Origin of the sequence: Vogesella indigofera (assembly GCF_028548395.1) — a bacterium.
Taxonomy (GTDB): domain Bacteria; phylum Pseudomonadota; class Gammaproteobacteria; order Burkholderiales; family Chromobacteriaceae; genus Vogesella; species Vogesella indigofera_A.
Map to the genome: position 1 here is coordinate 876916 of NZ_JAQQLA010000004.1, position 23699 is coordinate 900614.

23 protein-coding genes are annotated in these 23699 nt (G+C 67.0%); 15 read left to right on the top strand and 8 right to left on the bottom strand.

The annotated features are described in order from the left end of the window. The first annotated feature begins 115 nt into the window (after window positions 1–115). From PQU89_RS09905 to PQU89_RS09915, 3 genes are read left to right on the top strand one after another with little or no spacing between them, the layout of a single operon-like run. The gene (locus tag PQU89_RS09905; protein ID WP_272765665.1) at window positions 116–565 is read left to right on the top strand and encodes a GNAT family N-acetyltransferase; all 450 of its coding nucleotides are present in this window, start codon (window positions 116–118) and stop codon (window positions 563–565) included. Continuing rightward, complete coding sequence (locus PQU89_RS09910; protein WP_272765666.1) at window positions 562–1224, top strand: alanine--tRNA ligase-related protein; 663 nt, start codon at window positions 562–564, stop codon at window positions 1222–1224. Before PQU89_RS09905 ends, PQU89_RS09910 begins: the two co-directional genes overlap by 4 nt. A gap of 1 nt (window position 1225) precedes the next feature. After that, entirely contained in the window at window positions 1226–2116 is an 891-nt protein-coding gene (locus PQU89_RS09915; RefSeq protein ID WP_272765667.1) for a DMT family transporter, read from the top strand. A gap of 74 nt (window positions 2117–2190) precedes the next feature. Here the strand turns inward: PQU89_RS09915 and PQU89_RS09920 are convergent, their stop codons facing one another. After that, window positions 2191–2976, bottom strand: coding sequence for an inositol monophosphatase family protein (locus PQU89_RS09920; RefSeq protein WP_272765794.1), 786 nt, complete (start codon window positions 2974–2976; stop codon window positions 2191–2193). Window positions 2977–3150: 174 nt separating this feature from the next. Here PQU89_RS09920 and PQU89_RS09925 point away from each other — a divergent pair, with 174 nt between their 5' ends. Further along, on the top strand, window positions 3151–3879 hold the full coding sequence (locus PQU89_RS09925) for a 16S rRNA (uracil(1498)-N(3))-methyltransferase (RefSeq protein WP_272765668.1): 729 nt from the start codon (window positions 3151–3153) through the stop codon (window positions 3877–3879). Window positions 3880–4023: 144 nt separating this feature from the next. On the opposite strand, the gene PQU89_RS09930 is transcribed toward PQU89_RS09925, so the two are convergent. Together PQU89_RS09930 and PQU89_RS09935 are read right to left on the bottom strand one after the other, a co-directional pair. Further along, window positions 4024–4605: a hypothetical protein gene (locus PQU89_RS09930; protein WP_272765669.1), complete on the bottom strand. Its 582-nt coding sequence runs from the start codon at window positions 4603–4605 to the stop codon at window positions 4024–4026. A 35-nt stretch (window positions 4606–4640) separates the two neighbouring features. Continuing rightward, entirely contained in the window at window positions 4641–5510 is an 870-nt protein-coding gene (locus PQU89_RS09935; RefSeq protein ID WP_272765670.1) for a D-hexose-6-phosphate mutarotase, read from the bottom strand. 122 nt (window positions 5511–5632) lie between these two features. Here PQU89_RS09935 and PQU89_RS09940 point away from each other — a divergent pair, with 122 nt between their 5' ends. The 7 genes from PQU89_RS09940 to PQU89_RS09970 all read left to right on the top strand — a co-directional run bounded on the left by PQU89_RS09940 (window position 5633) and on the right by PQU89_RS09970 (window position 13993). Beyond that, a complete protein-coding gene (locus PQU89_RS09940) occupies window positions 5633–6331 on the top strand; it encodes a dienelactone hydrolase family protein (protein WP_272765671.1) in 699 nt (232 codons plus the stop codon). Between the two features lie 67 nt (window positions 6332–6398). Further along, window positions 6399–7124, top strand: coding sequence for a histidine utilization transcriptional repressor HutC (gene hutC, locus PQU89_RS09945; protein ID WP_272765672.1), 726 nt, complete (start codon window positions 6399–6401; stop codon window positions 7122–7124). A 198-nt stretch (window positions 7125–7322) separates the two neighbouring features. After that, complete coding sequence (gene hutI, locus PQU89_RS09950; RefSeq protein WP_272765673.1) at window positions 7323–8558, top strand: imidazolonepropionase; 1236 nt, start codon at window positions 7323–7325, stop codon at window positions 8556–8558. Window positions 8559–8561: 3 nt separating this feature from the next. Next, a complete protein-coding gene (gene hutG / locus PQU89_RS09955) occupies window positions 8562–9494 on the top strand; it encodes a formimidoylglutamase (RefSeq protein ID WP_272765674.1) in 933 nt (310 codons plus the stop codon). Between the two features lie 86 nt (window positions 9495–9580). Then, the gene (gene hutU, locus PQU89_RS09960; protein WP_272765675.1) at window positions 9581–11269 is read left to right on the top strand and encodes a urocanate hydratase; all 1689 of its coding nucleotides are present in this window, start codon (window positions 9581–9583) and stop codon (window positions 11267–11269) included. Between the two features lie 87 nt (window positions 11270–11356). Next, window positions 11357–12892: a histidine ammonia-lyase gene (gene hutH / locus PQU89_RS09965; protein WP_272765676.1), complete on the top strand. Its 1536-nt coding sequence runs from the start codon at window positions 11357–11359 to the stop codon at window positions 12890–12892. Between the two features lie 291 nt (window positions 12893–13183). Then, the gene (locus tag PQU89_RS09970) at window positions 13184–13993 is read left to right on the top strand and encodes a toll/interleukin-1 receptor domain-containing protein (protein WP_272765677.1); all 810 of its coding nucleotides are present in this window, start codon (window positions 13184–13186) and stop codon (window positions 13991–13993) included. Between the two features lie 672 nt (window positions 13994–14665). Here the strand turns inward: PQU89_RS09970 and PQU89_RS09975 are convergent. Next, window positions 14666–14863: a DUF1059 domain-containing protein gene (locus tag PQU89_RS09975; protein WP_120812923.1), complete on the bottom strand. Its 198-nt coding sequence runs from the start codon at window positions 14861–14863 to the stop codon at window positions 14666–14668. Between the two features lie 452 nt (window positions 14864–15315). Here PQU89_RS09975 and PQU89_RS09980 point away from each other — a divergent pair, with 452 nt between their 5' ends. Beyond that, window positions 15316–16116, top strand: coding sequence for an MOSC domain-containing protein (locus PQU89_RS09980; RefSeq protein ID WP_272765678.1), 801 nt, complete (start codon window positions 15316–15318; stop codon window positions 16114–16116). Next, a complete protein-coding gene (locus PQU89_RS09985; RefSeq protein ID WP_272765679.1) occupies window positions 16097–16867 on the top strand; it encodes a substrate-binding periplasmic protein in 771 nt (256 codons plus the stop codon). The genes PQU89_RS09980 and PQU89_RS09985 overlap by 20 nt, the downstream gene beginning before the upstream one ends. 26 nt (window positions 16868–16893) lie before the next feature. On the opposite strand, the gene PQU89_RS09990 is transcribed toward PQU89_RS09985, so the two are convergent. After that, the gene (locus PQU89_RS09990) at window positions 16894–17994 is read right to left on the bottom strand and encodes an NAD(P)/FAD-dependent oxidoreductase (RefSeq protein ID WP_272765680.1); all 1101 of its coding nucleotides are present in this window, start codon (window positions 17992–17994) and stop codon (window positions 16894–16896) included. Between the two features lie 202 nt (window positions 17995–18196). On the opposite strand from PQU89_RS09990, the gene PQU89_RS09995 reads away from it, so the two are divergent. Then, window positions 18197–18937 carry a sporulation protein gene (locus PQU89_RS09995; protein ID WP_272765681.1) on the top strand — a complete coding sequence of 247 codons (741 nt, stop codon included), beginning with the start codon at window positions 18197–18199 and terminating at the stop codon, window positions 18935–18937. 82 nt (window positions 18938–19019) lie between these two features. On the opposite strand, the gene PQU89_RS10000 is transcribed toward PQU89_RS09995, so the two are convergent. Together PQU89_RS10000 and PQU89_RS10005 are read right to left on the bottom strand one after the other, a co-directional pair. After that, window positions 19020–19337 (bottom strand): putative periplasmic lipoprotein, encoded by a 318-nt coding sequence (locus tag PQU89_RS10000; RefSeq protein WP_272765682.1) that lies wholly within the window; start codon window positions 19335–19337, stop codon window positions 19020–19022. Window positions 19338–19406: 69 nt separating this feature from the next. Further along, window positions 19407–20831, bottom strand: coding sequence for an aminotransferase-like domain-containing protein (locus PQU89_RS10005; RefSeq protein WP_272765683.1), 1425 nt, complete (start codon window positions 20829–20831; stop codon window positions 19407–19409). A gap of 207 nt (window positions 20832–21038) precedes the next feature. Here PQU89_RS10005 and PQU89_RS10010 point away from each other — a divergent pair, with 207 nt between their 5' ends. After that, window positions 21039–22220, top strand: coding sequence for a benzoate/H(+) symporter BenE family transporter (locus PQU89_RS10010; protein WP_272765684.1), 1182 nt, complete (start codon window positions 21039–21041; stop codon window positions 22218–22220). 198 nt (window positions 22221–22418) lie between these two features. Here the strand turns inward: PQU89_RS10010 and PQU89_RS10015 are convergent, their stop codons facing one another. Continuing rightward, on the bottom strand, window positions 22419–23567 hold the full coding sequence (locus PQU89_RS10015; protein WP_272765685.1) for an HD-GYP domain-containing protein: 1149 nt from the start codon (window positions 23565–23567) through the stop codon (window positions 22419–22421). Window positions 23568–23699 lie beyond the last annotated feature (132 nt).

Genomic DNA, 23699 nt, shown 5'->3' on the forward strand with positions numbered 1-23699 from the left:
TGGTTCAGGGTTGGCCGCATTGCTTTTGGCAGGCCGCTTCACACAGTGTTCTGCCCACCCCGCTTGCCGCCACGGCCAGCCGGCAGTAGCGTGACAGGCTGCAAGGGAGGCAGACATGAGCATCACATTCGATACCGACAAGCAGCGGCTGGACCGCGACATGGTGTACCGCTACCTGAGCGGCGAATCCTACTGGGCACGCGGCCTGCCGCGCGACATCTTCGAGCGTTCGCTGGACGGCGCATTGTGCATCGGCGGCTACGACGAACGCGGCCAGCAGGTGGCGTTTGCGCGCGTGATCAGCGATTTCGCCACCTTCGCCTACCTCGGCGACGTGTTCGTGCTGGACAGCGTGCGCGGCCAGGGCACGGGCAAGGCGCTGATGGCCTACATCCAGGCCCATCCGCAGCTGCAGAACCTGCGCCGCTTCATGCTGGCCACCGCCGACGCCCACGGTCTGTACGCGCAGTACGGTTTTGCCGCGCTGGGGACGCCGGAGTGGATCATGGAAAAGCGGGACCCGGACGTCTACCGGCGGCTGGCCGGCGAACAGCAGCAGGCATGACGCACAAGGCGTTCTGGGACGATCCCTACCTGAGCGAGCTGGCCACCCAGGTCGCCACGGTCGACGGCGAGCGCGTCACGCTGCAGGCAACCATCTTCTATGCCGAGAGCGGCGGCCAGGAAAGCGACACCGGCAGCATCGCCGGCCAGCCGGTGCTGCTGGCGGAAAAGCAGGGGCAGGACATCGTCTACACCCTGGCTGCCGGCCACGGCCTGCAGCCGGGCAACGCGGTGACGGTGCGCATCGACTGGCCACGGCGCTACCGGCTGATGCGGCTGCACTTCGCCGCCGAGCTGACGCTGGAAACCATCTGCCGCGACGTCGACGGCGTGGAAAAGATCGGCGCCCACATCGGCGAGCACAAGGCGCGCATCGACTTTGCGCTGCCGCAGCCGATTACCACGCAGCTGGCCACCATCACCGCCAGGGTACAGGCGCTGATCGACAACGATTCCCCCATTGTCAGCGCGTTTTCCGATGCGGCCAACGAGCGCCGCTACTGGGAAGTGCCCGGCTACTGCCGCGTGCCGTGCGGTGGTACCCACCTCAGGCACACCGCCGAGGTTGGCCGCATCGCGCTGAAGCGCAAGAACGTCGGCCGCGGCAAGGAGCGGGTGGAAATCACGCTGCTGGACGACACCCCGCAACAGGAAAACTGAGATGCTGCTCTACGATCTGGCGGCGCTGGGCGCCGCCGCCTGCTGGGCCATCAGCGCCGTCATTGGCGCCACGCCGTCGCGGCAGCTGGGTTCCTTCGGCTTTACCCGCATCCGCCTCAGTCTGCTGACGCTGTTGCTGGGCGGTCTCAGCCTCGCCGGTGGCGGCTGGCAGGGGCTGGCGGCGGCCAACCTTGGCCTCTTGCTGCTGTCCAGCCTGACCGGCATCTTCCTCGGCGACACGCTGATGTTCGCCGCCATGAACCGCCTCGGCCCGCGCCGTACCGGCCTGCTGTTCGCCACCCATGCGGTGTTCTCGGTGGCGCTGGGGGTGATGCTGCTCAGCGAAACGCTCAGCGCCCGCGCCGCCATCGGCAGCGGGCTGGTATTCGCCGGCGTGCTGTGCGCGATCGCCTTTGGCCGCCGCGATGGCGAGCAGCCACAGTGGGAGAGCGGGCAGGGTATCAAACTGGGGGTGGCACTGGGGCTGGGCGCGGCGCTATGCCAGGCGCTGGGCACCTTGCTGGCCAAGCCGGTGATGGCCGGCGGCGTCGATCCGCTCACCGCCAACGGCCTGCGCATCGCCGTCAGCTGCGGCGCGCACTGGCTGCTGTGGGCCAGCGGCAACCGCCACGCGCGGCTGCAAAGCCCGCTGTCGCCGCGGCTGTTCGGCCAGACCGTGCTCAACGGCGTGATCGGCCAGGGCGTGGGCATGACGCTGATCATGCTGGCGCTGCGCGAGGGCGACGTCGCCAGCGTCGGCATGCTGTCGGCGATGACGCCGGTGCTGATCCTGCCGCTACTGTGGGCGGTGCTGCGGCAACGCCCGCCGGCCCTGGCCTGGCTGGGTGCCGCCACCAGCGTCGTCGGCAGCATGCTGCTCGTGGCACGCTGACGGCCGCCGCGCGCAAAAACAAAACGGCCAACCTTGCCCAAGGTTGGCCGCAACGTTTCCGGGTGTGCGCCGGCTTACTGGTTGGCGCGCACCCAGCGGTGCCAGTGGCCGAACAGCTCCGGGTCCAGCGCCGCGATCACCGAACGCTTCCACAGCGTGTCCGTCCAGTAGTCATCGGTATTGAGGCTGGCGATGCGGCCGCCGGCTTCCTCCAGGATCACCGCGCCGGCGGCGTAGTCCCACAGCCGCTGGCCGCCGTGCAGGTACAGATCGTAGCGGCCGGCGGCGAGGAAGCACCAGTCCAGTGTGCTGGAGCCCATGCTGCGCTGGCTGCCGAACGGCGCCACGCTGTTCATGCGCGCCGCCAGCTTGCCGGAGCGCAGGTACTTGATCTCCACCGCGGCGATGGCGTCGCCCATGCTGTTGCGCGTGGTCTTCAGCGGCAGGCGGTTGCCGTTGAGGTAGGCGCCCTTGCCGCGCCGCGCGTAAAACATCTCGTCGGCCACCGGGTTGTAGATCACGCCCAGCTCGCTGATGCCGTTCACCATCAGCGCCACCGAGATGGCGAAGTAGGGCAGGCCGTTGACGAAATTGGTGGTGCCGTCGATGGGGTCGACCACCCACAGCCCGTCCGGATTGGCCGCCCACAGCGCGTCCTGCTCCTCGCGCGTCATTTCCTCGCCCAGCACCGGGTGCGGCAGGATCTGTGGCAGGTCGCGCTGCAACGCCTGCTGGCAGCCAAGATCGGCCTCGGTAAACAGCGAACCGTCGTCCTTGCGCGTCTTGCCGACGCGCAAAAAGCGCGGCATGACCTCGGTCTGGGCCACGTTACGAACGGTACGGATGACCTCGTCGACCACCTGCATGCGCTTCTCCTGGCGCGTCCGCCGGTCAGCGGACGGGTTAACACGGTTGGCAGGCCGGTGGGCCCGCACCTCAAGCCGTCCCCCGCGGGGGCGAATTGAAAACAGTGGTTGTTGCAATTGCAGCAAAACAAGCAAAATACCGCCATCACCACAGACTTTCAACACACCATGCCCAGGTTTTTTGTTGCCACACCCCTCGCCGGCCTGCGTTCGCTGTCCCTTCCCGACCATGTCGTGCGCCATGTGCAGGTATTGCGGCTGAAAGAAGGCGACGCCATCACCCTGTTCGACGGCCGTGGCGGCGAGTACCAGGCCACGCTCACCGCCATCGCCAAGCGCGATGCCGACTGCGACATCAGCCGCTTCGACGACAGCAGCCGCGAGTCGCCGCTGTGGCTGGGGCTGGCACAGGCGATCTCCAGCGGCGACCGCATGGAGTTCACGCTGCAGAAGGGGGTGGAGATGGGCGTCAGCGTGTTCCAGCCGCTGATGACCGAGCGCAGCATCGTCAAGCTGGCCGGCGACCGTGCCGACAAGCGTCTTGCGCGCTGGCAGGAGATCATCGTCTCCGCCTGCGAGCAGTGCGGGCGCAATACCATCCCCGAGGTGCTGCCGATCCTGACGCTGAAGCAGTGGCTGGCGGCGAAGCCGGACGGCGACGCGCATCTGGTGCTGTCACCGCTGGGCACGCAGCGGCTGGCCGACATTGCCACCGCACCCGGCAAGGCGTGGCTGATGGCGGGGCCGGAAGGCGGGCTGTCGGCGGCGGAAGAGACGGCGGCGATCGGCGCCGGCTGGACCCCGCTCAAGCTCGGCCCGCGCATCCTGCGCACCGAAACCGCGGCACTGGCGGCGGCGGCGGCGATGCAGACGGTGTGGGGCGACTACGACGCCTGAGACCGCGCTCCACTTTCACTGCGGCCAACCCTGGGCCTGAGCAAGGCCCGCGGCAAGGTTGGCCGCCACGCCCGTCGCCGGGCACCCCGTCAAATAAAAAACGGTGGCTGCGTGCCACCGTTTTGCTTGTCTGTCACTCGCCGCTCAGTGCCCGCTGCGGCGGTAGATCAGGCGCCGATCAAACAGCGCCTCGTACTGGCTGAGGCGGAACTGGCCCTCTTCCGGCACCGCGCGGTCGTAGTTATAGCGCTGGCCCTGGTATTCGATCCACGCCACGATCGGCAGGCCAAGATAGCTGCCGACCGTTTCCGGCGACTTGGTCACCTCGCTGTCGGCCAGCAGCAGGCCGACGCGCTCCTGCGTCGCCACCGCGTCCTGCTCGTCGCCGACCACCGTCGCCAGCGGTTTCAGCGGGATGCCGCGCCGGCGCAGTTGCCGCGCATGCCACAGCATCAGCCAACGCACCATCAGCGTCGGCAGCAGCACCGGGTGCACCTGCTTGCTGTCGTCGAACATGCACTTCACTTCAAAACGGTTGCCGCATTGCGGGCATTCGGCGCGCGCCAGGATGAACACGCGGTCGACCACCAGCAGCGCCACGCCGTGCATGGCCGGCGATTTGACCAGTTTCTTGCAGTGCGGGCAGTGCTTGGCAAAGCTGCTGACCTTGACGCCGCTGGGGAACACCTGCGGCAGGAATCGATCTAGTCGATCGGGCTTGAGCATACTCGTCACGCTCCGGTGAATCAGGTAAAGCGCGATTATAACGCCGCGACGCGCAGCTGCTGCGTCAGACTGTGCGCCTCGCCGGCGGCCAGCACCCGCGCGTCGGCGCCGGCATTGGCCGCCTCCAGGCACAGGAAATGCTGCCAGCCGTCGGCGGGCAGGTCGGCAAGCTTGGCCGCACCCTGCTGCCACGGCGTCCACAGCACGGTGCTGGCGCTGCCGCTGCTGGAGAGCTGCAGCTGACGCTGCCAGCCGGCATCGTGCAGTTGCAGCGGCGCGGCGCTGGCCACTACCGCATCGGTGGCCGCCTGCGGCGTCCAGTCGCCGTCCGGCCAGCTCTTGAACTGGCCGTCGAGCTTGTCGTGGTACGGCGCCTGCGCCAGGCCCAGCAGGCGCAGCTGGCGGATGTCGCTGACCGCGACATAGCTGTGCAGCGCCTGACTCAGCGGCTGCGGCGTCTTGCCGAGGTTGCGCGTGGTCAGCGTCAGCGACAGCTGCTGCGGGGCCAGCAGCAGCGTCAGCGACGCCTGCAGCTCGCCCTCGCGCGGGCCGTTGAGGCTGAGGTGGAAACCGTCGTCGCTGCGCACCACCGCGTTCACCGTCCACAGCGCAGTGCGCGCCACGCCGTGCTGCGGGCGGCTGCTGTCGGTCGGGTGGGGGCCGAACCACGGCCAGCACAGCGGGATGCCGCCGCGAATGGCCTTGCCCGGCTGCAGCTGTGCCTGCGGCGACAGGTACAGCAGCGGCTGGCCGCCGGCGGGGATGAAGTCGAGCAGCTGGCCGCCATACAGGCTGAGCACGGCGCTGAAATCCGGGTGGCTGAAGGCGAGGCCGGGCATGCCGGGGGCCAGTTCGATGGCACGCACGCCGGCGGGCAGCAGGTCGGGATGGACAGGGTGGGTCATGATGACATCCTTGCAGGCGTAGTAGCGGTGTGACGGCTACAATGCAACAGTTCCTGCCGGCTTGCCAAGCGCGCCATGCCGCCGGCGTTCTGCGTTCCAACCCTGTACCAAGGAGTGATGCCGTGAATTCACGCTGGATCGACATTCAAACCGCACAAGGCGAAACCTTCTCCGGCTACCTGACGCTACCGCCAACCGGCAGCGGCCCCGGCATCGTGCTGGTGCAGGAGATCTGGGGCGTCAACGAACACATCCGCGCCGTGGCCGAGCAGTACGCGCTGGACGGCTACGTGGTGCTGGCGCCGGACGTGTTCTGGCGGCTGAGCCCGCGCGTGGACCTCGCCTACGACGACGCCGGCACGCAGCAGGCCTTCGGCTACTACCAGCGGGTGGATACCGCGCTGGCGGCTGCCGACGTGGCGGCGGCGGTGGCGACCCTGCGCGCCCTGCCGCAAGTGGACGGCAAGGTGGCGACGCTGGGCTTCTGCCTCGGCGGCCAGCTGGCCTATCGCGCCGCGGCGCTGAGCCAGGCCGATGCCGCGGTGTGCTACTACGGCGGCGGCATCCAGCAGCACCTGGACGTGGCCGCCGACATCACCATGCCTATCCTGTTCCACTACGCGGCGCAGGACGGCCACATCAGCCAGGACATGGTGGCGGCGGTGAAGGCGGCGTTTGCCGGTAAGCCGAACGCGGTGTTCCACGACTACGCCGGCGTCGACCACGGCTTCAACTGCTGGGGCCGGCCGATGTACGACCAGCGCGCCGCGGCACTGGCGCACGGCCGCAGCCTGCAGTTTCTCGCCGCCCACCTCGACTGAAGCACCGCGCGCGGCCGCCCGCCGGCGGCCGCGCCTTTTTCCGTCCGTTTCAGCTTACAATCGCTGCATGAGCACGCCCAAACCCGCCTCCAAGCCGCACTACCTGCGCATCCGCGATTTCATTCTAGACGGTATCAAGAGCCGCAGCTTCGCCCCCGGCGCCAAGATTCCACCCGAGGTGGAGCTGGCCCGCCAGTTCGGCGTGTCGCGCATGACCGTCAACAAGGCGATCCGCGATCTGGCCGAGGCCGGCGTGCTGCTGCGCTACGCCGGCGACGGCACCTACGTCGCCGAGCGCAAGGCGGAATCGCCGCTCCTGGACGTCAACAACATCGCCGAGGAGATCGCCAGCCGCGGCCACGCCTACCGCGCCGAGGTGCACTTCGTGCGCGAGGAAGCCGCCAGCGAGGAAGTGGCGCTGCGACTGGCGCTGGGCGTCGGCATGCCGGTGTTCCACTCGCTGATCGTGCACTTCGAGGACGACACCCCGATCCAGCTCGAAGACCGCTACATCAACCCGCAGTGGGCGCCGGACTACCTGGCGCAGCAGTTCCAGCGCGAGACGCCGAACGCCTACCTGATGCGCGCCTGCCCGCTGACCGATGTCGAGCACACCGTCGAGGCGGTGTTGCCGGACACAGAGGCGCAGAGCCTGCTGGGGCTGCTCCCCAGCGAACCCTGCCTGCGCGTGCTGCGCCGCACCTGGTCCGGCAAGCACCTAGTCAGCTTCGCGCGGCTGCTGCACCCCGGCGCCGGCTACAAGCTGCGCTCGCAGACGCGGGTACGCAAATAGTAAATGTATATACATTTACGCAACACCCGGAAACAGGCCACGCCAGCGCGTGGCCTTTTGTTTTTATTGGGTTTTTCACCACCTTTCCGGCCCGTCGCCTAGCGCGCGGCAAACGATCCGGCCGCAGAAAAATCTTGACGCCCGCCTTGCGATCAACTAAATGTATATACAATTAATCGCAAAACAGCGGACACCACCATGAGCAGCAGCCCCGACACCCTGTGGATCAACGCCCGTCTCGCCACCTTCGACGCGGCCAACCTTGCGCCCTATGGCGCGCTGGACGGCCACGCACTGTGGCTGCGTGAAGGCCGCATCCACGCCGTGCTGCCGCAAACGCAGGCGCTGGCCACCTTCGCCGGCAGCGGTGAGGTGCGCGACGCCAAGGGTGCGTGGATCACCCCCGGCTTCATCGACTGCCACACCCACCTGGTGTACGGCGGCAACCGCGCCGCGGAATGGGAAAAGCGCCTCACCGGCGTGCCCTACCAGCAGATCGCGGCCGAAGGCGGCGGCATCATCTCCACCGTGCGCGCCACCCGCGGCCTGGACGAGGACGAGCTGGCACTGGTGAGCCTGCCGCGCCTGAAGGCGCTGATGAAGGAAGGCGTGACCACCATCGAGATGAAGTCCGGCTACGGCCTGACGCTGGCGGACGAGCTGAAGCAGCTGCGCGCCGCGCGCCGGCTGGAAGCCGCGCTGCCGGTGGAAGTGGCCACTACGCTGCTGTCGGCGCACGCGCTGCCGCCGGAATTCGCCGGTGACGCCGACGGCTACATCCGCCACGTGTGCGAGGTCATCATCCCCGCCGCAGCGCAGGAAGAGCTGGCCGAGGCGGTGGACGTGTTCTGCGAAGGCGTCGGCTTTTCGCCGGCGCAGACCCGCCAGGTGTTCGAGGCGGCGCAGGCGCATGGTTTGAAAGTGAAAGGTCACGTCGAGCAGCTGTCCAACCTGCATGGCGCCGCGCTGGTGGCCGAGTTTGGCGGCCTGTCCGCCGACCATATCGAATACCTGGACGACGCCGGCGTCGCCGCGCTGGCCAAGTCCGGCACCGTGGCGGTGCTGCTGCCCGGTGCCTACTACTTCCTGCGCGAAACGCAGAAACCGCCGGTGGACAAGCTGCGCGCGGCCAAGGTGCCGATGGCGGTATCCACCGACCTGAACCCCGGCACCAGCCCGTTTGCCTCCATTCGCCTCGCGATGAACCAGGCCTGCGTGCTGTTCGGCCTGACGCCGGAAGAGGCGCTACGCGGCACCACCCGCCACGCGGCGCAGGCGCTGGGTCGCGGCGCCACCCACGGCCAGCTGGCCGCCGGCTTTGTCGCCGACCTGCTGCTGTGGGACATCGACCATCCGGCCGAGATCGTATACGGCCTCGGCACCAACCCGCTGACCCGCCGCGTGTTCCGTGGCGTGGTGCAGCACGAGGGATAAACCATGACTATCGACATGAGCATGTGGACTGGCCGCATTGACGCCGCCGAAGGCGACGCCGCCCGCCGCTGGCACCAGGTAGTGCAGCCGCTGGCCGCCGGCGCCGCGCCCGGCATCGCCATCCTCGGCTTCGCCTGCGACGAAGGCGTGCGCCGCAACCAGGGCCGCACCGGCGCTGTCGCCGGCCCGCAGGCACTGCGCAAGGCCTTGGCCAATCTGGCCTACCACCCGACGCTGCCGCTGTACGACGCCGGCACCATCAGCTGCGACGACGGCGATCTGGACGCCGCACACCAAAGGTTGGCCGCACGCGTCAGCGCCATCGTCTACGCCGGCCACCTGCCGCTGGTGCTGGGCGGCGGCCACGAGACCGCCTTCGGCCACTGGCTGGGCCTCGCCGACGCGCATCAGGACAAGCGTATCGGCGTCGTGAACTTCGACGCCCACTTCGACCTGCGCACCGCCGACGAAGCCACCAGCGGCACGCCGTTCGCGCAGATCGCCGCCGAGTGTGCGAAGCGCGGCCAGCACTTCCGCTACCTGTGCCTGGGCGTCGCCGAAACCGCCAACACCCGCGCGCTGTTCGACGCTGCGGCCAACCTTGGCGCCGAGTGGCGGCTGGACAGCGACATGACCGCCTGGCAGCTGGCCGATGCCCGCCACCAGCTGGCCGAGTTCATCGACAGCGTCGACGCGGTGTACCTGACCATCGACCTCGACGTGTTGCCGGCGGCGCAGATGCCGGCGGTGTCGGCCCCGGCCGGCTACGGCGTCGACATCAGCGTGGTGGAAGCGCTGGTCGGCAAGATCGCCAAGAGCGGCAAGCTGGTCGGTGCCGATCTGGTGGAATTCAACCCCAATTTTGACCAGGACAGCCACGGCGCCAAGGCCGCCGCGCGACTGGCATGGTCGATCACGCGCCAACTGCGGCGCTGACAGCATTCCGCTGTGCGGCGCAAACCGGCGGCGGCTTACGTAGTGAACAACACCTGACAGAGCAAGACCCGATAGGAGCAACTCCCATGACTGACCCGCGTTTTGACGCTAGCCGCGTAATCCGTGCCCCGCACGGCACCGAACTGCACTGCAAGAACTGGATCGCCGAAGCGGCCTACCGCATGATCCAGAACAACCTCGACCCGGACGTCGCCGAGAACCCGCAGGCGCTGGTGGTGTACGGTGGCATCGGCCGTGCCGCACGCAACTGGGAGTGCTACGACCAGATCCTGGCATCGCTGAAAGACCTCAACGAAGACGAAACCCTGCTGGTGCAATCCGGCAAGCCGGTCGGCGTGTTCAAGACCCACGCCAACGCCCCGCGCGTGCTGCTGGCCAACTCCAACCTGGTGCCGAAGTGGGCCAACTGGGAACACTTCAACGAACTGGACCGCAAGGGCCTGTTCATGTACGGCCAGATGACCGCCGGCAGCTGGATCTACATCGGCTCGCAGGGCATCGTGCAAGGTACTTTTGAAACGTTTGTAGAAGCCGGCCGCCAGCACTACAACAACGACCTGTCGGGCAAGTGGATCCTGACCGCCGGCCTCGGCGGCATGGGTGGCGCCCAGCCGCTGGCCGCTACCCTGGCCGGTGCCTGCTCGCTGAACATCGAATGCCAGCAGAGCAGCATCGACTTCCGCCTGCGTACCCGCTACGTGGACAAGCAGGCGCGCGACATCGACCACGCGCTGGAACTGATCAAGGAACACACTTCCCGCAAGGAAGCGGTGTCCATCGCGCTGCTGGGTAACGCCGCCGACATCCTGCCGGAGCTGGTGAAACGTGCGAAGGCTGGCAGTATCAAGCCGGATCTGGTGACCGACCAGACCTCCGCCCACGACCTGATCAACGGCTACCTGCCGATCGGCTGGACGGTGGAACAGTGGAAAGACGCGCAGCGCGAGCCGGAACTGCACGCCCGCCTCACCGACGAAGCTGCCAACAGCTGCGCGGTGCACGTACAGGCGATGCTGGACTTCCAGGCGATGGGCATCCCGACCGTCGATTACGGCAACAACATCCGTCAGGTCGCCTTCGACAAGGGCGTGAAGAACGCGTTTGATTTCCCGGGCTTCGTGCCGGCCTACATCCGTCCGCTGTTCTGCGAAGGCAAGGGTCCGTTCCGCTGGGTGGCACTGTCCGGCGATCCGGAAGACATCTACAAGACCGATGCCAAGATCAAGGAACTGTTCCCTGACAACAAGCACACCCACCGCTGGCTGGACATGGCACGCGAGCGCATCAGCTTCCAGGGTCTGCCGGCACGTATCTGCTGGCTGGGTCTGGGCGAACGCCACATCGCCGGCCTGGCCTTCAACGAGATGGTCAAGAACGGCGAGCTGAAGGCGCCGATCGTGATCGGCCGCGACCACCTGGACACCGGCTCGGTGGCCAGCCCGAACCGCGAAACCGAGGCGATGAAGGACGGCACCGATGCCGTATCCGACTGGCCGCTGTTGAACGCGCTGCTGAACACCGCCGGCGGCGCCAGCTGGGTATCGCTGCACCACGGTGGCGGCGTGGGCATGGGCTACTCGCAGCACTCCGGCATGGTGATCGTGGCTGACGGCACCGACGCCGCCGCCGAGCGCCTGGCGCGCGTGCTGGTCAACGACTGCGGCTCCGGCGTGATGCGCCACGCCGACGCTGGCTACGAGCAGGCAATTGCCGCGGCCAAGCGCTTCGGCCTCAAGCTGCCGATGATCAAGTAAATCCGCGTGCGGCCAGCCCACAAGGTTGGCCGCAGCACCGACACATCTGTCGCGGCCAAACTGTCGCCGCGCAAAGGAAGGACCATCATGACCACCATCACCATTACCCCGGGCAAGCTGACGCTGGCCCAACTGCGCCTGATCGCCCGTGACGCCTCCGTGCAACTGGCACTGGACCCGGCCGCCCACGCCGCCATCGACGCCTCCGCCGCCACCGTGGCGCGCGTGCTGGCCGAAAACCGTACCGTGTACGGCATCAACACCGGTTTCGGCCTGCTGGCCAACACCAAGATCGCCGCCGACGAGCTGGAACTGCTGCAACGCTCCATCGTGCTGTCGCACGCCGCCGGCATCGGCCAGCCGATGAAGGACTCCACCGTGCGCCTGATCATGGCGCTGAAGATCAACTCGCTGTCGCGCGGCTTCTCCGGCATCCGCCGTCTGGTGCTGGAAGCGATGATCACCCTGTTCAACAAGGGCATCTACCCGGTGATCCCGCAGAAGGGTTCCGTCGGCGCCTCCGGCGACCTGGCACCGCTGTCGCACATGAGCGCGGTGCTGATCGGCGAAGGCGAAGCCTTCGTGAACGGCGACCGCGTACACGGTGGTGACGCGATGCGCGCCGCCGGTCTGGAACCGATCGTGCTGGCCCCGAAAGAGGGCCTCGCGCTGCTGAACGGCACCCAAGCGTCCACCGCCTTCGCGCTGGAAGGCCTGTTCGCCGCCGAAGACCTGTACGTTGCGGCCTCCGTCGCCGGCGCGATGTCGGTGGAAGCCGCCCAGGGCAGCCGCACCCCGTTCGACGACCGCATCCACCAGGTACGCGGCCATCAGGGCCAGATCGACGCCGCCGCGCAATACCGCGCGCTGCTGGGTGCCGGCTCGCAGATCGCCGACTCGCACGCCAACTGCGGCAAGGTGCAAGACCCGTACAGCCTGCGCTGCCAGCCGCAGGTAATGGGCGCCTGCCTGACCCAGATCCGCCAGTCGTCCGAAGTGCTGCTGGTGGAAGCCAACTCCGTTTCCGACAACCCGCTGGTATTCGCCGACGACAACGACATCCTGTCCGGCGGCAACTTCCACGCCGAGCCGGTAGCGTTCGCAGCCGACAACCTGGCGCTGGCGATTGCCGAAATCGGCTCGCTGTCCGAACGCCGCATGGCGCTCTTGATCGACAGCAACCTGTCCAAGCTGCCACCGTTCTTGGTCAACAACGGCGGCGTGAACTCCGGCTTCATGATCGCCCAGGTTACCGGTGCGGCACTGGCCTCCGAGAACAAGTCGCTGGCGCACCCGGCGTCCGTCGACAGCCTGCCGACCTCCGCCAACCAGGAAGACCACGTATCGATGGCCACCTTCGCCGGCCGCCGCCTGCGCGACATGGCCGACAACACCGCCGGCATCCTGGCCGTCGAGCTGCTGGCCGCCTGCCAAGGCGTGGACTTCCGCGCCCCGAACAAGGCCGCCGACGCGCTGGAAAGCGCCAAGGCCATGCTGCGCGCCGAAGTAGCGTTCTACGACAAAGACCGCTACTTCGCTCCGGACATCGAAAAAGCCTGCGCACTGATCCAGCGTGCCGAGTACAACCGCTTCGCCATCGACGGCCTGCTGCCGTCGCTGTAAGGGTGGGGTAGCTTGCGGCCAACGTTGGCCGCAGCGTGATGTGAACAAGGGCAAGCCTGATGAGGGCTTGCCCTTTTGTTGTGACTAACGGTTATGATAGCTGGGTGACAGGAAAAACCAATAGGTAGATAAGTAGCACGGATCAACCACAGGTGCATCCGAGAGGAGGCTTTGGCGGGAGATGGCAAGGCTGCGTTGAGGGGCCCATACTATGCCTTATCTAGACTACGAAATGAACCATATAGAATATAAATTTAGTATTGTTTTTCAATCATAATATAAGGGTTTACGATGAAAATATTTGTAAGTTGGTCTGGAAAACGTAGCCGGGCAATTGCAGAACTGATAAGTGACTGGTTGAAATGTGTCATTCAGGCATCCCAACCATGGATATCAACCAGAGATATTGATCGTGGTGCAATATGGTTTTCTGAAATCAATGACAAACTAAAAGATGTGTCGGTTGGGATTGTTTGTTTAACTCAGGAAAATAAGGATAAGCCATGGATTCTTTTTGAAACTGGAGCACTTACTAAGGGGCTGACAACAAACAGGGTATGTACTTTTTTAATTGATCTGCAGCCTAGTGATTTGCAAGACCCCCTAGCTCAATTTAATCATACACTTCCAGAGTCTAGTAGTGTATGGGAGTTAGTTAGAACAATTAATAATTGCCTTGATGAAAAGTCACTTGACGAAAGAATATTGAGACAAGTTTTTGATACATACTGGGATCAATTTGATAAAAAATTTAAACTAGCATTAACCGAAAATCCATTAGGTGAAGTTTCACCACCTAGATCTGAAGAAGATATTCTTTCAGAAATTCTTGCCAACACTAGAAACATGGCCAGAAGAATTCGTGATCTTGAAATGGAAGTTAATAGCAAATCGATCCACACAAGCACTGAAAATCATTTCAATTCGGATGATGACTTTCATATTGAGAAAAGAATTTTGAGCATGATTAATGCTGGAAAACTCTCTAACGAAGAATTAATCTCTTATTTAAAAAGCCAAAACTATTCAGAATCATATATCAACAGTAAATTAAAAAAATATGCTGGCAATAAAAACCAATCACCTAATGGAAAAATATAAATAAAAAAGCACCGCCTAATATTCACCGCATTACATCAAAATTTGGCAACGTGGTAAGTCGGCCATGCAGGTTAGTGCTTATTTTTCCAAACCCAGCTTTCACCGCGCAGCAATACAAAGGTTGGCCGCAAGCCGTCACGGGTTTGCGGCCAACCTTGTTTTTGTCTAGCGACTCCGCTGCGCGGATGTTTTTATCTGCCGCTTTCCGCGCGGCGGCGGCTCCCTTTCTTTTGCTTCGCCAAAAAGAAAGGAAGCAAAGAAAAGGCGACCCGAAGGCGCCGGAATTCCCGCAAAAACGGTCACCAGCCCGGCGCCGCCCATACGCTGCGCTCAAAAGGGGGCGGCTTGTTTCCGGGCTGGCGGCCGTTTTTACGGCCGGCACCAACGGGAGCGGGGCACGCCGGTTCGGAGCCGACTAGCGGGTCGAACACGGCAAGTCAGGTCTGTAGACACGTAGCCTGGATAAGCCGCAGGCGCATCCGGGGAGTCCACTCACCCGGAGGCCCAATGCTCACTGCGGATGAATGGCAAAGGTTGGCCGCAAGCCATCACCGCCTTGCGGCCAACCTTTGGGGCGAGGGCTAGACCCGCGACAGGCAAACAAGCCGCCGTCAGACATGACAACGGCTCCCGCGGGAGCCGTTGGTTGTGGTTTGCCGTGCCGGCCTCGTGTCAGTGCGCGGCGGGTTCGTCCTTGAACATCTGGCGTAATTGCTCGCGCATTTCCGGTGTGTCCGGATAGCCGTGTACCGTTACCGCATGCTGTACGGCGGCGGCGAGCAGTTCGTCTTCACTGTCGGCGGCAATCGAGACGGTGCATTGTGGTGGGCTGCCGCTGTGTTCGCGGCAGTCGATGAGTTTCCTGGCCATGATTTGTTCCTCGGCCCCCTCGGGGACGTGCACACCATGCGCATGGCGACACCCCGATACTGTGATGGGTTCTTGCTTGTTGGCACCTGGGTTATAGCATTTTCCCTTGCGCGCCAACACGCCAACTTGGGCGGGCCGGCTGGAGCCGCCCGGCGTTGACCACGCAGCAACAGCAAGGTTGGCCGCACGCCGTCACGGTGTTGCGGCCAACCTTGTTTCGGCCTGCCATGAACGACATGGGTGATGCTGACGACCGCCAGCCAGCGCTGGCTGGGTGCGACAAACGGCGCGGTGCGCAGCAAGGGCGAGGACGGGGCAGGCCGCCAGCCCACCGCAACTCGCCATGGCTGCGTCATCGCCGCAGCGGCGCCACCCATTTCATGCGCGCGGCATTGTGATGACGCCGCACAGCGGCTAAGCTTGCCGCTTCGATCCTGCGTCCGGAGCCCGTCATGGCCCTCACCCAACTGTTCGTCCATCCGCTGAAATCCTGCCGCGGCAATGCGCTGCACCACGCCGAGGTCACGCCGCAGGGGCTGCGCGACGACCGCGTGTGGCTGGCCAGCCGCGCCGACGGCCAGTTCATCAGCGCGCGCAGCCACCCGCGGCTGGTGCAGGTCGGCGTCACGCGGCAGGACGACGGTCAGTGGTGCTTCACCGCGCCGGGAATGCCGCCGCTGCTGACCAGCCCGGCCAGCTACCGGCAGCGGGTGCCGGCCACGGTGTGGAAATCCACGTTCAGCGCGCTGCACGGCGACGCGGCGGCCGACGCCTGGCTCAGCCACTATCTCGGCGAACCGCTGCGGCTGCTGTGGCTGGGCGACTCCACCCGCGTGCAGAAAACTACCGCCGACAGGCTGTCGTTCGCCGACGGCTATCCCTATCTGCTGCTGAGCGAGGCATCGCTGGCCGATCTCAACAGCCGGCTGGACAGCCCGGTGAGCATGCGCCACTTCCGCCCCAATCTGGTGGTGGACGACACCTTCGCCTTTGAGGAAGACGAGTGGCGCCGCTTCCGCATCGGCGCCATCGAGTTCGAGGTGGTCAGCCGCTGCACCCGCTGCGTGCTGACCACCGTCGATCCGGACAGCGCGCAGCCCGATCCGCAGCGGCAGCCACTGGCAACGCTGCTCGGCTACCGCCGGCTGGCGGAGGGGGTGTGCTTCGGCGTGAACGTGATTGCGCGCAACAGCGGCACGCTGCAGCTGGGCGATGCGGTGGAGGTGCTGGACAGTGCGCTGGCCTTCGATTAAGGCCGGCGCGCTGTTGCTCGGCCTGCTGCTGGGCGGCGGCAGTGCGAGCGCCGCGCGCGCGGTGTACGTCGGCTTTCCGGAGTCGATTCCGCCGTGGGTGCAGGCCGGCGGCCGCACCGGCATCGCCATCGAGCTGTTGCGCAGCGCGCTGCAGGCCGAGGGTCTGCACCTGCATAGCGTGCAGCAGCCCTATGCGCGGCGGCTGCAGGCCTACCGCCGCGGCCAGCTGGACGCGCTGTACGACATCAGCCCGCAACAGCAGCAGTACGAACAGCTCAACGGCAGCATCAGCCAGCCGCTGCACAGCTTCGACAATGTCGCGGTCGCGCTCGGCCGTCGCCAGCTGGAAATCGAGCAGCTGGGCGATCTGGTGCGCTGGCGGGTGATGGCGTGGGATGGCGCCGGCAATTCGCTGCCGGCCGGCTACGACCGGCTGCTGGCGCTGGCCGACGGCAATTATCTGGAAGCCGGCAACCAGGGCCACCAGCTGCTCAACCTGTTGGCCGGCCGCGTCGACGTCATCCTCAGCGACCGGCTGATCTTCGAGTGGCAGCGTCGCCAGCTGTACCCGGCGGCACAGGACCACACCCCGCCGCTGCGCATCTACCCGCTGCTGCCGCCGAAGGAGGCCGGGATACTGTTCCGCGACAGCGGCCTGCGCGCGCGGGTGGATGCCCGCATCCGCGCGCTGAAGGCCAGCCCGCAGTACCAGGTAATCTTCGCCCGCTACGGCAGCGAGGCGCAGCCATGAGCCGGCTTGGCCGCCAGCGCGGCTGACTACCAGTACTGGCGGCAGCGGCGCAGCACCTCGTCGGCCAGCGACAGGCAGGCGGTGAGGCCGGGCGATTCGATGCCGAACAGGTTGATCAGGCCGCGGATGCCGTGGCCCTCCTGGCCCTGGATCAGGAAGTCGCCCTCCGGCTTGTCCTCGTTGATCACCTTGGGGCGGATGCCGCTGTAGCTTGGCGACAGCGCGCCCTGCGGCAGCTGCGGCCACCAGCGGCGGATGCTGTGGTAGAAGCCGTCGACGCGGTCGGGATCGACGCGGTAGTCGATGTGGTTGATCCACTCCACGTCCGGGCCGAAGCGCGCCTGGCCGGCCAGATCCAGCGTCAGGTGGGTGCCGAGGCCGCCCGGCTCCGGCAGCGGATAGATCAGGTGCGAGAACGGGTGCCGTCCCGACAGCGTGAAGTACACGCCGCGCGCATAGCGCACGCGCGGGATGGTTTCATGTGGAACACCGCGCATCTTCGCCGCCAGCACGTGCGCGGTGAGGCCGGCGGCATTGACCACGGTGCCGGCCAGCAGCTCGCTACCGTCGACGAACAGCAGCATGCCGTCCTTGGTTTCCTGGCCGCCAATGACGCGCGACTGCAACGCCAGCACCGCGCCGGCGGCCTCGGCGTCGGCCAGCAGCGACAGCATCAGCGCGTGGCTGTCGACGATGCCGGTGCTGGGCGAGTACAGCGCCGCGTGCGCCTGCAGCGCCGGCTCGACCTCGGCCAGCACGCGGCGGTCCATCCAGGTCAGGTCGGTGACGCCGTTGACCAGCGCCTTTTCCTGCAACGCCACCAGCCGTGGCATCTCGCTGTCATCGACGGCCACGATCAGCTTGCCGGTCTGGCGATGGCCGATGCCGCGCTCGCGGCAGTACTGGTACAGCAGCCGCTTGCCGCGCAGGCAGTGCAGCGCTTTCAGGCTGCCGGCCGGGTAGTGCATGCCGGCGTGGATCACCTCGCTGTTGCGGCTGGAGGTGTGCTGGCCGAAGGCGGCCTCCGCCTCCAGCACGATCACCTCGCGGCCTTCCTGCGCCAGCGCGCGGGCAATCGCCAGGCCCACCACCCCGGCACCGATCACTACGCAATCGACTTTTTCCATCGCTGTCTCCGTTGTCGTGGCGCTGTTTTACCCTGATGCTGCGCGGGGGTAAAGCCGGGCGGGTACCGGCGGCCACACCGCTGCCGCGGGCGGGGAATTTCCGCTACCATGCCGCCACGCTGACGCCGGTAGCCCGCCGGCGGAACCTGACGACGGCGGCATGGTCTGCCACGCTGCCTCTCTTTCATTTCACGGATCAACCATGTTCAAGAAACTGCTAGCTTCCATCGGCGTCGGCGGCGCCAAAATCGATACCCGTCTCGACAACCCGCGGCTGCGTCCCGGCGAGGTGCTGTCCGGCCACGTGCTGGTGCAGGGCGGCAACGCCGACCAGGACATCGAGAAAATCGAACTGGTGCTGATGACCGAGGCGGAGCAGGAAGCCGGCGACCACGAGGCGCGCGGCGCCATCGCGCTGGGCGTGATCCGCGTCGCCGAGCGTTTCACCATCCGCGCCGGCGAAACACGCCAGCTGCCGCTCCAGCTGCTGCTGCCGGCGGAAACGCCGGTCAACGCGCTGCCGCACTACGGCCGCCCGCTGCCGGTGTGGATCCATACCGACCTCGCCATCGCCGCCGCCGTCGACGCCAACGACCGCGACCTGCTGGAGATCCACCCAACGGCCCAGATCGGTACCCTGCTGGCCGCCTTCGAGCAGCTGGGCTGGCCCCTGTACAGCACCGACGTCGAGGTTGGCACCGCCCGCGTCGGCAACGTGACGAGCACGCTGGGCTGCTACCAGGAATTCGAGCTCAAGCCGCGCGGCGGCAATTTCCGCATCCAGGAGATCGAGCTCACCTTCATCCCCCACGGCCACGACACCCACGTGCTGGTCGAGGTCGACTCGCGCTTCGGCGGCGACGGCTATCTGGTGCTGGTGATGGGCGCCGATTTCGCCAGCCGCGACTGGGTCGCCGAGCTGCGCCAGCGTCTGGCGCTGTAAACGGCCGCTGCAACAACGACAAAAAGCCGCGTCGGTCCGACGCGGCTTTTTTGCAGGTTGCGGCCAACCCTGGCGCCGCGGCTTACGGTTTCAGCGCCGAGGCCGCCTCTTTCACCGCATCGACCTGCTGCCGGGCCTCGTCCAGCTGTTGCCCCAGCTCCGGATCCAGCGCCGCCGCGGCCTTGCCCACCCGCGTGGCGACGCCCAGCGCCGCGCTGGCGTCCTGCGCCAGCTGGCCGGCCTGCTGCCGCAACGCGCCCAGTGGCGCACTGCTGTCCGCCACCACCCGATGCACGCCGCCGATGGCGGCGGAGGCATCCTGCTGCAATTTCGCGGTTTGCTGCTCGCTGCACGCTGCCAGCCCCAGGCTGGCCAGTAACACGACGATGACTGCACGCATGTTGTTGATTCTCCGGTTAAAAGATGCCCGCGATAGAGCGGGCAAAACCAGGCAAGTTCCGCAGTGCGCTCAGTTTCCCAGCGCCAGCTGCCCCAGCCGCGCGATCGCCGCCGCCAGCGCCGGGGTGAAAGGTTGGCCGCAATTGATGCGCAGGCAGTGGCCGAAACGCGGCGCGGCCGAGAACGCGACCCCGGGCGCAAAGCTGATGCCCTCTGCCAGCGCGCGCTGCAGCAGCCGCGTGCTGTCCACCGTCTCCGGGCACTCCACCCACAGCACCACGCCGCCCTGTGGCCGCCGCACGCGGGTGCCGCGCGGAAAGTGCCGCAGCACCGCATCGGCGGTGGCCGTCATCTGCGCCGCCAGCTGCAGGCGCAGGCGCTGGCTGATGCGGGCGTAGTCGCCGCTGTCGAGCACGTCGGCCAGCACCACCTGCAGCAGCGGCGACGACACCAGTGTGCTGCTGGCGCACAGCCTTGAGAGTGCACCGTGGTGGCGGCCGGCGGCCAGCCAGCCGAGGCGGAACGACGGCGCGAAGCTCTTGGTGAACGAGGCACAGTAGATCACCTCGCCGTCGCGGTCCCACGCCTTCAGCGGCGTCGGCCGCACGTTGCCGTAGTGCAGGTCGCCGAACACGTCGTCCTCGATGATGGTGACGCCGTGCTTGCGCGCCAGTGCCAGCAGCCGCTTCTTGTTGTCGTCCGGCATCAGCGCGCCGGTCGGGTTCTGGAAGTTGGGCACGCACACCAGGCACTTCACCGCCGGGCCGTGGTGCAGCGCGAATTCCAGTGCCTCCAGCGACAGGCCGGCCTCCGGCGTGCACGGGATTTCCAGCGCCTTCAGCCCCAGCCCTTCCAGCGTCTGCAACAGGCCGAAATAGACCGGCGTTTCCATCGCCACGGTGTCACCGGGGCGGGTCAGGTGGCGCAGCGCCAGGCTGATGCCCTCGGTAATGCCGTGGGTGAGCAGGATGCCGCCTTCGTCCAGCGCCAGGCCGCGCTCGTGGCCGAGGCGCACCAGCGCTGCCAGCAGCCGGCGCTGTTCGCCGGCCGGCAAGTGGGCGCCGATCAGCTCCGGCTGCCGCGTCAGCGTCAGTTGCAGGCGCCGCGCCAGCTCGGCGGCCGGATACAGGCTGGCGGCGGCTTCGGCCATGTGCAGCTGGGTGTGGATGCGCTCGTCGCCCAGCTGCAGCAGGGTGGACATGCGGCTGCTGACATCGACCAGCGCCGCGGCGCTGGGCAGCGGTGCGGCGGCACCGGGCGATGACGGCGCCGCCGGCAGTGCGGCGAAGTAGCCAGCGCGCGGCCGCGCCAGTACCCGCTGCTGCTGTTCCAGATAGCGGTAGGCGGCCAGCGCGGTGAGGGTGTTGACGCCGAATTCGGCGGCCAGCGCGCGCACCGCCGGCAGGCGGCTGCCGGGTGGGAATTCGCCGCTGTCCAGCCTGGCGGTCAGGGTATGGGCGATGTGGCGGTAAACGGGGAGGGCGCTCGGGTTCATCCCGCTGTTATATAGAACAGTGGCGCGATGCGCCAGCCTGTTGTAGCCGGCTGTGGCAGGTTGGCCGCAACGCCACGCCGTACAGTGGCAACACCACGGCAGTCCGGTCGCCGCGCTACCCGCACCGGCAGCGTCCACCGACGCCGGATGCCGCCCACCGCACCACTCACCTGCGGCCGGCGGCGGCCTCTGACCTGAAGGACTACCATGCTCAAACACCTACCCCCATCGACCCTGATCACCGGTGTGCTGACCATTGCCGTCGGCTACACCGGCCCCTTTCTCATCATCGTGCACGCCGCGCAGCAGGCCGGGCTGACCCCGGCGCAGCTGGCCTCGTGGCTGTGGGCGGTGTCGCTCGGCTCCGGCGTCGCCGGGCTGTGGCTGTCGTGGCGCTGGAAGATGCCGGTGATTACCGCGTGGTCGACGCCCGGCGCCGCAGTGCTGCTGGCATCCCTGCCCGGCGTGCCGTACCCGGAGGCCGTCGGCGGCTTCGTGCTGGCCGGCCTTGCGGTATGGCTGGTCGGCGTCAGCGGCGCCTTCGACGCGCTGATGAAGCGCTTTCCGCCGGCGCTGGCCGCCGCGCTGCTGGCCGGCATCCTGTTCCGTTTCGTGGTGGAGCTGGTGCCGGCGGCGCGCGATCACGCCGCGCTGGTGCTGCCGATGGCGCTGGCGTTCTTTGCCGGCCGCCGGCTGTGGCCGCGTTACGCGCTGATGGCGGCGCTGCTGCTCGGCTGCGTGCTGCTGGCGCTGCAGGGCGGTTTTGCCGCCACGCCAACGTTGGCCGCAACGGCCAGCGGCCCGCTGTGGACCACGCCGCAGTTCAGCGTCGCCGGCCTGAGCAATATCGCACTGCCGCTGGCGCTGGTGGCGCTGACCGGTCAGTTCCTGCCCGGCATGGCGGTGCTGAAAAACGACGGCTACCAGCTGCCGGCGCGGGTGCCGGTCAGCCTGCTGGGCGGCGTGTCGCTGCTGCTGGCGCCGTTCGGCGGCCATGGCGTGGTGCTGGCGGCGATTACCGCGGCGATGTGCACCGGCCCCGAATGCCATCCCGATCCGCAGCAACGCTGGAAGGCCGGCGTGGTGGCGGCGCTGAGCTACCTGCTGGTGGCGGCGGTGGGTGGCTCGCTGGTGGCGCTGCTGCTGGTACTGCCCAAGGCGCTGGTGATGGCGGCAGCGGCGCTGGCGCTGTTCGGCACCCTGGCCTCGTCGCTGACCGCGGCGCTCGGCAATGACAGCCAGCGCGAGGCGGCGTTGCTGACCTTCGTGGTGGCCGCGTCCGGCGTCAGCATCGCCGGCATCGGCGCGCCGCTGTGGGCGCTGCTGGCCGGCGTCGCCGCCAGTGCCGTGTTGCGCTGGCAGCCACGGCTGGCGCTGCGCGGCGCCTGAGCGGGCGGAGCGTCACGCCGGTAGCCGACGAACCGGGCGTTGCCACCCGCCACGGCATCACCCGCTGGCGTGCCAACGTCAGGGCAGGTGAAAACGGCTGCGCAAGCGATGTTTACAAGTGGTCGCGGTGCATTTTGGGATCGTACTTCAGGCCGGATCACCGCATCAGCGATCGGGCGCCAGTGCGTGACACAGCGCTCAGCGCCGCTGCCACAGCCGGATCAGATAGGCCGGCTTGACGCCGGTGCTGCCGCGGCCGACCGCCTTGCAGATACGGAATGACAGCTGGCGGGTGTCGCGCAACAGCGGCTCGGCGTAGGGCGGGCCGTCGCGACGGCGCAGCGCCGCCACCCGCGGCGTGTTGGCGCTGTCGCCGCGGTAGGTGACCACCGCGATCTCGCCGCTGGCCAGCTCGACGAAGCTGCCCGGCGGATACACACCCAGCTCCTTCACCAGCGCCGCCAGCTGCGCCGGATCGTGGCCGCTGGCCGGATCGCGGAACAGCGTCGCCAGCGCCTGCGACGGCAACAGCCGCCCGCTTTCCACCTGCTCCCCGAGCTGGTCCAGCAGCGCCAGCAGGCGCGCCAGCGGCGGCACCTCGTCGCCGCGCAGCGCCTGCGGGTAGCCGCTACCGTCCGGCTTTTCGTGGTGGCTCTGCACCAGGCTGTGCCACAGCTCGTCGTCGATGCCGGCCTCGCGCAGGATGGCGGAGCCGATCACCGGATGGGCGAGCAGGGCCGCGCCCTGTGCCTCGCTCAGCGGCTCGTCCTGCTGCCGCAGCTTGCCGAGCAGGCCGACGATGGCGATGTTCATGGTCAGCGCCGCGCCACAGGCGCTGTGCAGCGTCGCCGCATCCAGCCCCAGGCGGCGGCCGAGCACCGCCAGCGTGGTCGCCACCCGCAGCCCGTGCGCGGCGGCGGGCAGGCGGCTATCCAGCAGCAGGCTGGCCGCCAGCATGCCGTCCGGCAGGCGCTGGCTCAGTTCCAGCAGGCTGGCGAGCACCTCGCGCAGCGCGTTGCCCAGGCCGCGCACCGCCAGGCCGTGACTGAGCAGGCCCTCGGTGCGGTGCAGCAGGAATTCGAACTCCACCAGCGGATTGCACGGCTGCGCCAGGCTGTCCTGCTGCCGCCGCGCCGCGCGCTCCTGCTGCTCGCGTTCCAGCCGCGCCGCCACCGCCTCGCTGTCACCGTGGCCGGCGGCGAGCAGGCGCTCGCGCTGCTCCGGGGTCAGCACGTAGTGGCCCTTCTTCAGCAGCAGGATGCCGCTCTCGTGGTAGACATCGACCGGCAAGGGCTGGCCGATACGGACGAAGGAGGACGGCAGTCGGGTCTTGGCGGAATCGGCCATGGCAATGGCACCGGCGACGGGATTATTCAGTAATGGCTCAAATTCCTGAAAAGAACACCACTAAATGCAGGCCGCCGCCGCCCGGCCGCGCCGGCCGCTGTGGCATAGTGGCGGCTGTCCCTTTTCACCAGC

Excerpts from the sequence above, each read along its gene's own strand:
- PQU89_RS09905 (WP_272765665.1), top strand. The coding sequence starts at position 116 with ATGAGCATCACATTCGATACCGACAAGCAGCGGCTGGACCGCGACATG.
- PQU89_RS09910 (WP_272765666.1), top strand. The coding sequence starts at position 562 with ATGACGCACAAGGCGTTCTGGGACGATCCCTACCTGAGCGAGCTGGCC.
- PQU89_RS09915 (WP_272765667.1), top strand. The coding sequence starts at position 1,226 with ATGCTGCTCTACGATCTGGCGGCGCTGGGCGCCGCCGCCTGCTGGGCC.
- PQU89_RS09925 (WP_272765668.1), top strand. The coding sequence starts at position 3,151 with ATGCCCAGGTTTTTTGTTGCCACACCCCTCGCCGGCCTGCGTTCGCTG.
- PQU89_RS09930 (WP_272765669.1), bottom strand. The coding sequence starts at position 4,605 with ATGCTCAAGCCCGATCGACTAGATCGATTCCTGCCGCAGGTGTTCCCC.
- PQU89_RS09935 (WP_272765670.1), bottom strand. The coding sequence starts at position 5,510 with ATGACCCACCCTGTCCATCCCGACCTGCTGCCCGCCGGCGTGCGTGCC.
- hutC (WP_272765672.1), top strand. The coding sequence starts at position 6,399 with ATGAGCACGCCCAAACCCGCCTCCAAGCCGCACTACCTGCGCATCCGC.
- hutI (WP_272765673.1), top strand. The coding sequence starts at position 7,323 with ATGAGCAGCAGCCCCGACACCCTGTGGATCAACGCCCGTCTCGCCACC.
- hutG (WP_272765674.1), top strand. The coding sequence starts at position 8,562 with ATGACTATCGACATGAGCATGTGGACTGGCCGCATTGACGCCGCCGAA.
- hutU (WP_272765675.1), top strand. The coding sequence starts at position 9,581 with ATGACTGACCCGCGTTTTGACGCTAGCCGCGTAATCCGTGCCCCGCAC.
- hutH (WP_272765676.1), top strand. The coding sequence starts at position 11,357 with ATGACCACCATCACCATTACCCCGGGCAAGCTGACGCTGGCCCAACTG.
- PQU89_RS09970 (WP_272765677.1), top strand. The coding sequence starts at position 13,184 with ATGAAAATATTTGTAAGTTGGTCTGGAAAACGTAGCCGGGCAATTGCA.
- PQU89_RS09975 (WP_120812923.1), bottom strand. The coding sequence starts at position 14,863 with ATGGCCAGGAAACTCATCGACTGCCGCGAACACAGCGGCAGCCCACCA.
- PQU89_RS09980 (WP_272765678.1), top strand. The coding sequence starts at position 15,316 with ATGGCCCTCACCCAACTGTTCGTCCATCCGCTGAAATCCTGCCGCGGC.
- PQU89_RS09990 (WP_272765680.1), bottom strand. The coding sequence starts at position 17,994 with ATGGAAAAAGTCGATTGCGTAGTGATCGGTGCCGGGGTGGTGGGCCTG.
- PQU89_RS09995 (WP_272765681.1), top strand. The coding sequence starts at position 18,197 with ATGTTCAAGAAACTGCTAGCTTCCATCGGCGTCGGCGGCGCCAAAATC.
- PQU89_RS10000 (WP_272765682.1), bottom strand. The coding sequence starts at position 19,337 with ATGCGTGCAGTCATCGTCGTGTTACTGGCCAGCCTGGGGCTGGCAGCG.
- PQU89_RS10005 (WP_272765683.1), bottom strand. The coding sequence starts at position 20,831 with ATGAACCCGAGCGCCCTCCCCGTTTACCGCCACATCGCCCATACCCTG.
- PQU89_RS10010 (WP_272765684.1), top strand. The coding sequence starts at position 21,039 with ATGCTCAAACACCTACCCCCATCGACCCTGATCACCGGTGTGCTGACC.
- PQU89_RS10015 (WP_272765685.1), bottom strand. The coding sequence starts at position 23,567 with ATGGCCGATTCCGCCAAGACCCGACTGCCGTCCTCCTTCGTCCGTATC.